This window comes from Catellatospora sp. NPDC049609 (assembly GCF_040675365.1).
Taxonomy (GTDB): Bacteria; Actinomycetota; Actinomycetes; order Mycobacteriales; family Micromonosporaceae; genus Catellatospora.
Genome location: NZ_JBFAOU010000250.1, coordinates 1 through 8,811, shown reverse-complemented (window position 1 = coordinate 8,811; position 8,811 = coordinate 1). Strand labels below are relative to the sequence as shown.

Genomic DNA, 8,811 nt, shown 5'->3' with positions numbered 1-8,811 from the left:
AGCGGGACCAGCGCCACCCCGGCCAGCGACACCATCAGCTGCAGGATCTGCTGCCAGCCGGGCAGGTCGGCGTTGAGCTGGGGGCCGCCGAGCGCTTATACGCGTAGCGTTAAGAAGGTGCCCTTCCTTTCGGTCACGGCATGGTGACGAGGTGGTTGTGGACGGTGTTGGCGAAGTTGTAGCCGTTGGAGGCGTCCCAGTTGATCGACCACGTCATGGCGCCGCGGATGGCGGGCCAGCGGGCCGGCGGGACGAAGCTGCCGCAGTTGGTGCCGGCGGCCAGGCAGTTGAGGGCGTTGTTGACGACCGACGGGTTGACGTAGCCGCCGCCCGCGGCCTGGGTGGTGGCGGGCAGGCCGAGCGCGACCTGGTCCGGGCGCAGCGCGCTCTGCAGCTGGATGCAGGCCAGCGCGGTCAGGAAGTTGATCGTCGCCTGGGAGTACGCGAACTGCTGGTCGCAGCCGAGCATGCTGCCCGAGTTGTAGAACTGGGTGTGCACGATGGTCAGGATGTCCCTGATGTTGAGCGCCAGGGAGAAGTAGCCCGCCCCGGTCGACTGCATGTCGATCGTCTGCGGCGCCATCGTGATGATCAGGCCGCTGCCCACCCGTGAGCGCAGGTTGCGCAGCGCCTGCTCCATGTAGGTGGCGTTGAGGCCGTTCTCCAGGTCGATGTCGACGCCGTTGAACCCGTACTCGGTGATCAGGTTGTAGAGGGTGTTGGCGAAGTTGGTCGCCGCGGTGGCGTTGCCGACCGAAACGCTGCCCAGCTCGCCGCCGACGGACAGGATCACCTTCTGGTTGCGGGACTTCAGGGTGGCCACGTCCGCCTTGAACTGGGCGTTGGTGTAGCCGCCCAGGGCCGAGGACAGCCCGGCGTCCACGTTGAACGACACCGCGCCGGGCGTGCCGGACACCGCGTCGGCGAAGGCGACCGCGACGATGTCGTACGTGGTCGGCACCGACGACAGCCGCAGCGGGGTGGCCCCGTTGACGAAGTTCTGCCAGTACCCGGTGAGCAGGTGCTTGGGCAGGTTGCCGGTCGGGCAGCCGGTGGTCGTGGCGGAGATGGTGGCCGCGGGCGACTCGCCGGTGCCGTTGTAGGCGCGCACCGAGTAGGTGTGGCTGGAGCAGGCGGCCAGGCCGGACAGCGTGGCGGCCAGACCGGTGACGGTGGTGCGCAGGGTGCTGCCCTCGTACACGCGGTAGCCGGTGACGGTGCCGGTGGAGGCGTTCCAGGCCAGTGCGATCGAGGTGTTGGTCGCCGAGGTCACCCGCAGGTTGGTCGGCGCGCCGGGCACGCCCGTGCCGCAGCCGGTGGTGGTGACGGTGACCGAGCCGGACCGGGCCGACTCGCCGGCGCTGTTGTGCGCGGCGACCGAGTAGGTGTGCGTGGTGCACGCGCCCAGACCGCTGATGGTGGCCGAGGTGCCGGTCGGCGAGGAGACGACGGTGCTGCCCTCGTACACCCGGTAGCCGCTGACGGTGCCGGAGGCGGCGCCCCAGGACAGGGCGATCGAGGTGTTGGTGACGGTGCCCGCGGACGGGTTGCCGGGCGCGCCGGGGACCTGGGGTCCGGAGCCGCCCTGGCCCTGCAGCGAGATGTCGTCGGCGTGGTACGTGCCGGTGCCGTACCAGCCGTGCAGGTAGACCTGCACGGAGCTGCTCGCGGCGGTGAAGGTCAGGGTGAGCTGGGTCCAGTTCGTCGCGTTCGGGGTCCAGGTGGAGGCTCCCCCGTTCACGCCGAGGTAGACGTAGCTGCCGCGGACCCAGGCCGAGAGCGTGTACTGGGTCCCGGACACGACGGACACGGTCTGCGTGCACTTGGCGTTGTCGGAGCTGCTGGCGGCGCCCTGCAGCGCCCTGGTGCCGGTGCGGACGGGGGTCGACACGACGCTGCCGAGCCCGCCGGTGCAGCTCCACGGGGAGAGCGAGCCGGACTCGAGGCCGCCGTTGACGAGCACCTCGGCGGCGGCGGCGGGGGTCTGCAGTGCGGTGACGGCGAGGGCGGCGACCAGTGCGGTCGCGGCGGCCGCGGCGGCGGCGCGCAATCTGTTCATATCGAGCTGCTCCGTTCTCAGGACGGGGAGCTGTGAGGGTTCCTGGATCGTCGCCGCTCGATAATTAACAGTCAATAAGCCTTACTATTAGTTCCTGAATAGTGGGACAGCGGGAACGCCGAGAGCCCGCCACGCGCGGGGCGGGCGGGCTCTCGGCACTGCGGTGGCGGCGGGCTACTCGGCGCCGACCCGCTCCTGCTCGGCGGTGCGCTGGCCGGGGATCGGGTGCCCGTGGTGGCGGCCGTTGTGCTCCACACGGCCGTCGGCCTCGACCTCGGCCTCCTGCTCGACCAGCTCGCCGTCGATCGCCCGGCCGTCGTGCCCGGCGTGCTCGTGGTCCTGCTCGGCCTGCTCCTGCCGCGGGTCGTGCTCCTGGTCGTGCTCGGCCTGCTCGTGGCGCTGGTCGAGGTGCTCGTGGCGCTGCTCCTGCTCGTGGCGCTGGTCGAGCTGGTCGTGGCGCTGCTCCTGCTCGTGACGCTGGTCGAGCTGCTCGTGGTGCCGGTCGAGCTGGTCGTGGCGCGGATCGAAGTGCTCGTGGCGCTGATCGAGCTGCTCGTGGCGCGGGTCGGTGTCGGCGGGCCCGGCGTCGAGCGCCGCGGGAGCCTCCAGGCCCACGCCCAGGGGGATCGCCACCTGCCCGCCGTCCTCCTCGGCCGCGGAGTGCCGGGCGCCGCTGGGCTGGCGCACCTGGACGCGCGGGTACTCGCCGGTCTCGACGCCGCCGACGGCGGCGGCCATGACGGCGGCGGCGGCCAGGTTGGCCACCCGCTCGGCCTCGCGCTGCACGCGGGCGCGCACCGCCACGGCGTGGCGCTCGGCGGACTCGGCCGACCGGCGCGCCTCCTCCAGCCGCTGCGTCTCGGTGTGCAGGTCCTTGTTGATCTCACCCAGCCGCTGCTGGAGCTGGGCGACCTCGCGCTCGGCGACGGCGCCCTCCTGGCGCGACTGCACCAGGCGCTGCTGGGCGATGTCCAGCTCGGCCTGCAGCTGGGCGAGCGCCTGCCGGCGGGCCCGGATCTCCTGTTGCACGACGGTCAGCTGCTGCTGGTGCGCGGCGTTCTGGTCGTCGGCGCGGCGGCGCAGGTCGGTGGCGTACTGCTGGGCCTCGGCCTGCAGCGCGGCATTCTTCTGGTTGGTCGCGGTGCGCTGCCCGGCGATCTCGCGCTCGGCGGAGGCGCGCAGCTCGGCGAGCTCGCGCTCGACGTTGGCCTTCCACTGCGAGATCTCCTGCTGGGTCTGCGCGCGGGCCGCCTCGACCTCCTGCTGCACCCGCACCCGGGCCGCCTCGACCAGCGCGTCGGCCTCGGCACGGGCGTGCTCGACCTGCTGGCCGCTCTGCTCGTGCACCCGCTTGAGCTCCTGCTCGGCGCGCTCCAGCGCGGCCTCGCCGTCGGCCCGCAGGCGTTCGGCCTGCTCCTGCGCCTCGCCGAGGATCTTCTCGGCCTCGGCCTTGTGGTGCGCCATCTGCTGCGCGGTCGTGGTGGTGATCTGCTCGGCCTGCTTCTCGGCCAGGTCGAGGATCTGGTCCACCATCGGGCCCAGGTGCCGGAACGACGCGCGCTCCACCTGCGCCGGGCGCTGGCGCAGCTCGGCCAGCTCGGCGAGGTCGGTGTGCTGCCGCTTCAGCCGCTCGGTGAGGTCGCGTACCTGCACGAGCGCCCGCTCGCGCTCGGCCGACAGCGACGACATCTCGCTGTCCAGCTGCGCGAGGTAGTGGTCGACCTGGCGCTTGTCGTACCCACGCAGGGTGACCTCGAAGTTCGGTCGCGCGGCCAGGTCGTCGCGCTGTGCGAGATGCTCGCCCTGAGACATTCGTCATCCTCCATAGATCGCGGACGCGATGCCGGCGGATGAGCCACGCCGTGGGGGTGCACGGCATGGCCGACGGACCGTACCGCCCGCCTGCACATCCGGAGAGGGTATCGGCGACCCCCGAGGCGCGTCACCCTGCCCCGGGTGCCTGATTCTCCGACGTTCAGCCGAACCTCCAGCGGAGATCACCGAACGGCTACTGGCTCACCTCTGAGCCATAGTGGTTGCGCGTGGTGCCATCGTGGTGCCATAGTGGTGCCATGGACCTGACGCCGTATGTAGAGAAGCTGCGTACCGAGCTCGCCGTCGCGGCCGAGACCGGTGGCGCGGAGGCCCGCGCGCTGGCCGAGCGCCTCACCGCGCCGCTGGAGTCGGCGATCCGGCTCACCCTGCTGGAGGCGCTGTCGGCCGCGGCCGACGAGATCACCCGCGACCTGGCGCCCGGCTCGGTCGACGTCCGCCTGCGCGGGCTGGACCCCAGCTTCGTGGTGCGGGTCCCGCAGGCGGAGGCGGGCGAGCCCGCGGCCGCCCCGGCCACCCCCGCACCCGTGTGGGACGAGACCGCGAGCGGCGGCGCCACCTCGCGGATCAACCTGCGCCTGCCCGACGAGCTGAAGGCGCGCATCGAGGAGACGGCCGGGCGCGAGCGGCTGTCGGTCAACACCTGGCTGGTGCGGGCGGCCGCCTCGGCGCTGGACGCCGACACCGCCGCGCAGCGCGCCGCCGCCGCGCGCCAGAGCACCGACCTGGGCCGGCGCTACACCGGCTGGGTGCGCTGACGCCCGGCGCCCGGCTCCCGCACCACACCCGCCGGTCGGGCGGACCGCCGACCGTACACGCCGCTGACCAGCGGTGACATCGACAGATCAGAGCTGAGGGGACGACCATGCCCACTTTCGACACCCCGCGACCCGTCGCCGTGACCCTGCACCTGCTCGCCGCCGACGTGCGGATCAGCGCGAGCGAGCGCACCGACACCGTGGTCGAGGTGCGCCCGGCCAACAGCAACGCCAAGTCCGTGAAGGCCGCCGAGGAGACCCGCGTCGAGTACGCCGACGGCAGGCTGCACGTGCGTACGCCCAAGCACCTCAACTCGATGTTCGGCCGGCCCGGCTCCATCGAGGTGGACATCGCGCTGCCGGCGGGCTCGTCCGTCGAGGGCAGCACGGGCCTGGGCGAGCTGGCCGCCGAGGGCCCGCTGGGTCCGTGCGAGTACCACACCGGCTACGGCCGCGTGCAGCTCGACCAGACCGGCCCGCTGCAGGTGGAGACCGGCGCGGGCGAGATCGGCGTCGGGCACGTGCTCGGCGACGCCAAGGTCACCACCGGCACCGGGCGGATCCGGATCGGCCGCGTGGACGGCGCCGCCGTGGTCAAGAGCTCCAACGGCGACAGCAGCATCGCCGAGATCACCGGCCTGGCCCGGATCAACGGCGCCAACGGCGACATCACCGTCGAGCGGGCGCTGGGCGGGGTCACCGCCAAGACCGCGCACGGCGGCATCCGCATCGGCTCGGCGGTGCGCGGCGCGGTCTCGCTGGAGACCGCCGCCGGCCGCCTGGAGATCGGCATCCCCGAGGGCACCGCCGCCTGGCTCGACCTGCAGGCGCCGGGCGCGGTGCGCAACTCCCTGGAAAGCACCGGCGGCCCCGCCGAGAACGACGAGCGCGTCGAGGTGCGGGCCCGCACCCACTGGGGCGACATCATCATCCACCGTTCCTGAGAGGACACCACCATGCCCACCCCCGCCATCGAGGTGCGCGGCCTGCGCAAGGCGTACGGCGACAAGGCCGTGCTGGCCGGCATCGACCTGACCGTCCCGGCCGGGACGATCTACTCCCTGCTCGGCCCGAACGGCGCCGGCAAGACCACCACCGTCAACATCCTGTCCACGCTGCTGCGCCCCGATGCGGGCCACCTCCGCGTGGCAGGGCACGACCCGGCGGCCGAGCCCGACGCGGTGCGCGCCGCGATCGGCCTGACCGGCCAGTTCTCCGCCGTGGACAGCTTCCTCACCGCCCGCGAGAACCTGGCCCTGATGGCCGACCTGAACCACCTGGACAAGCGCGAGGGCCGCCGCCGCATCACCGACCTGCTGACGCGCTTCGACCTGGCCGACGCGGCCGACAAGCCCGTGGTCACCTACTCCGGCGGCATGCGGCGCCGGCTCGACCTGGCGATGACCCTGGTCGGCAACCCGCGCGTGGTGTTCCTCGACGAGCCGACCACCGGCCTGGACCCGCGCAGCCGCCGCACCATGTGGGACATGATCCGCGAGCTGGTCGCGGGCGGCGTCACCATCTTCCTCACCACGCAGTACCTGGAGGAGGCCGACCAGCTCGCCGACCGGGTGGCGCTGCTCGACCACGGCCGCATCATCGCCGAGGGCACCCCGGCCGAGCTGAAGCGGCTCATCCCCGGCGGGCACATCCGGCTGCGCTTCGCCGGGCTCGCCGAGCTGGCGGCGGCGGCCCGCGCCCTGGGCACGGCCACCCGTGACGACGAGGCGCTGACCCTGCAGGTGCCCAGCGACGGCGGGGTGCGCTCGCTGCGCGCGGTGCTGGACTCGCTCGACAGCGCGGCCGTCGAGGTCGCCGAACTGACCCTGCACACCCCCGATCTGGACGACGTCTTCCTCACCCTCACCGGCCGGCCCGACACCGCCGGCTCCCCCGCCCTCGAAGGAGCGAGCAACCGATGAGCACCACCGCCTACGCGCTGCGCGACTCGACCACCATGCTGCGGCGCTACCTGCTGCGCGCCCGCCGCTACCCGCTGATCGGCTTCCTGATCGGCATCCCGGTCATCATGCTGCTGCTGTTCGTGTACGTCTTCGGCGGCACGCTGGGCGACGGCATCGCCGCGGGCGGCGGCCGGGCGGCGTACGCCAACTACGTCACCCCCGGCATCCTGCTGCTGGCCATCGCCAGCGCGCCGCAGCTCACCGCGATCGGCGTGGCGCAGGACATGACCGAGGGCATCATCAACCGGTTCCGCACCATGGCCATCTTCCGGCCCTCCGTGCTGACCGGCCACGTCCTGGGCAACCTGGTCCAGCTGGTGATCGCGCTCGCGGTCGTCGTCGGCGTCGCCGTCGCCGTCGGCTTCCGCCCGACCGCGACGCCGGTCGAGTGGGTCGCCGCGGCCGGCCTGCTGACCCTGGTCTCCTTCGCCGTCACCTGGTTCGGCGTCGCCTGCGGCCTGACCGCCCGCTCCGTCGAGTCCGCCAGCAACCTGCCCATGCCCCTGATCCTGCTGCCGTTCCTGGGCAGCGGCTTCGTCCCCACCGAGTCCATGCCCGCGGGCGTCAGCTGGGCCGCCGAGTACCAGCCCTTCACCCCCGTCATGGAGACCATCCGCGGCCTGCTGCTCGGCACCGGCATCGGCAACAGCGCCTGGCTCGCCGTCGCCTGGTCCGTCGCCCTCACCGTCGGCTGCTTCTACTGGGCCCGCTCCCGCTACAACCGCGAGTCCACCCGCTGACCCCTCCCAAGATCGCGACGATCTTGCGTGAAGTGTTAGGGATATGCCCGGATAGGGCGTGTCGTCCCCACATCTCACGCAAGATCGTCGCGATCTTGGGTGGGTCTTTACGTTTTCCGTACATCGGGCAGGCGGGGAACTGATCACGGTCTACCTAGGATCGGGGCATGGGCGAACGCGAGAGGGTGGCGCATCTGCTGCGCCGGGCGACGTTCGGGCCGACCGCCGACGAGGTGGACCGGGCCGAGCGTGACGGGTTCGCGGCTACCGTGGAGCGGCTGGTGCGGCCTGCCGGCAGGGACGCGGGGGCGGGGCGGACGCCGGTGCCGGAGCTCGGTGAGGATCCGTATCTGAAGCTCGCCAAGGGCGCCTCGCGGGAGCAGCGGCAGAAGGCGCGGCAGGCGCGCAAGGCCCAGGTGCAGGAGCTGACGCACTGGTGGGTGGATCGCATGATCGCCGCCGAGCACCAGCTGGCCGAGAAGCTGGTGTTCTTCTGGCACGGGCACTGGGCGACCAGCGTGCAGAAGGTCAACTCGGCCCACCTGATGCTGGCCCAGCAGCAGGTGTTCCGGCGCGACGGGTGGGGCGACTTCGGCGTGCTGGTGCGGGCGATGCTGCGCGACGCCGCGCTCATCCAGTGGCTCGACGGGCAGCGCAACACCCGCAAGGCCCCGAACGAGAACCTGGCCCGCGAGCTGATGGAGCTGTTCACGCTGGGCATCGGCGCGTACACCGAGGCCGACGTGAAGGCCGCGGCGCGGGCGCTGACCGGCTGGACGCTGGACCGCGACGCCGGCCGGGCCGTGTTCCAGCCCGCCCGGCACGACAAGACCGACAAGACCGTGCTGGGGCACACCGGTCCGCTGGACGCCGACGGCCTCGCGGGGATCCTGCTGGACCAGCCCGCCGCGGGCACGTTCCTGCCCGCGCGGCTGTGGTTCCGGTTCGCCTCCGGCGAGCCCATGCCCGACGCCGTACGCGACCGGCTGTCCGCCGCGTTCGCCGGCCGTGACGTGACCGCGCTGGTGCGGGCGATGCTGACCGACGAGGCGTTCGGCGCGACCGGCGGTCAGCTGGTCAAGCAGCCGGTCGAGTGGCTGGTCGGCGCGGTGCGCCAGCTCGGCGCGGCCGGCACCGCGGCCGGCATGAAGCAGCGCAAGCAGATCTACCAGGGCCTCAACCGGCTCGACCAGGTGCCGTTCCGGCCGCCGAGCGTCGGCGGCTGGCCGGCGGGCACCGCGTGGCTCAACACGTTCAGCACGCAGACCCGGGTGCAGCTCGCGCAGGCGCTGGCCGCCGCGGCGAGCCCGGCGTTCACCGAGCGGCTGTCGGCCGCACCCGCCGCCGGACGCCCCGACGCGGTCGACAACCTGATCGGTCGCTGATCCCGCCGGCTGCACCGGGTGCGCCGACCTTCGCGCCGTCCCGCTACTCGGTCAGCGAATCGGGCAGGCCGA

7 protein-coding genes are annotated in these 8,811 nt (G+C 72.7%); 5 read left to right on the top strand and 2 right to left on the bottom strand.

What is annotated here, in order from left to right:
- Window positions 1-133 precede the first annotated feature (133 nt).
- Together AB0J67_RS37085 and AB0J67_RS37080 are read right to left on the bottom strand one after the other, a co-directional pair.
- Entirely contained in the window at window positions 134-2,059 is a 1,926-nt protein-coding gene (locus AB0J67_RS37085) for a glycoside hydrolase family 18 protein (protein WP_363489800.1), read from the bottom strand.
- A 174-nt stretch (window positions 2,060-2,233) separates the two neighbouring features.
- Complete coding sequence (locus AB0J67_RS37080) at window positions 2,234-3,871, bottom strand: hypothetical protein (RefSeq protein WP_363489798.1); 1,638 nt, start codon at window positions 3,869-3,871, stop codon at window positions 2,234-2,236.
- 260 nt (window positions 3,872-4,131) lie between these two features.
- Between AB0J67_RS37080 and AB0J67_RS37075 the strand changes: the two genes are divergently transcribed.
- From AB0J67_RS37075 to AB0J67_RS37055, 5 genes are all read left to right on the top strand, one after another.
- A complete protein-coding gene (locus tag AB0J67_RS37075) occupies window positions 4,132-4,650 on the top strand; it encodes a hypothetical protein (RefSeq protein WP_363489796.1) in 519 nt (172 codons plus the stop codon).
- A gap of 107 nt (window positions 4,651-4,757) precedes the next feature.
- Window positions 4,758-5,594 carry a DUF4097 family beta strand repeat-containing protein gene (locus tag AB0J67_RS37070; RefSeq protein ID WP_363489794.1) on the top strand — a complete coding sequence of 279 codons (837 nt, stop codon included), beginning with the start codon at window positions 4,758-4,760 and terminating at the stop codon, window positions 5,592-5,594.
- A gap of 12 nt (window positions 5,595-5,606) precedes the next feature.
- Window positions 5,607-6,572 (top strand): ATP-binding cassette domain-containing protein, encoded by a 966-nt coding sequence (locus tag AB0J67_RS37065; RefSeq protein ID WP_363489792.1) that lies wholly within the window; start codon window positions 5,607-5,609, stop codon window positions 6,570-6,572.
- The gene (locus AB0J67_RS37060) at window positions 6,569-7,354 is read left to right on the top strand and encodes an ABC transporter permease (RefSeq protein ID WP_363489790.1); all 786 of its coding nucleotides are present in this window, start codon (window positions 6,569-6,571) and stop codon (window positions 7,352-7,354) included. The genes AB0J67_RS37065 and AB0J67_RS37060 overlap by 4 nt, the downstream gene beginning before the upstream one ends.
- 167 nt (window positions 7,355-7,521) lie before the next feature.
- Window positions 7,522-8,739, top strand: coding sequence for a DUF1800 domain-containing protein (locus AB0J67_RS37055; RefSeq protein WP_363489788.1), 1,218 nt, complete (start codon window positions 7,522-7,524; stop codon window positions 8,737-8,739).
- Window positions 8,740-8,811 lie beyond the last annotated feature (72 nt).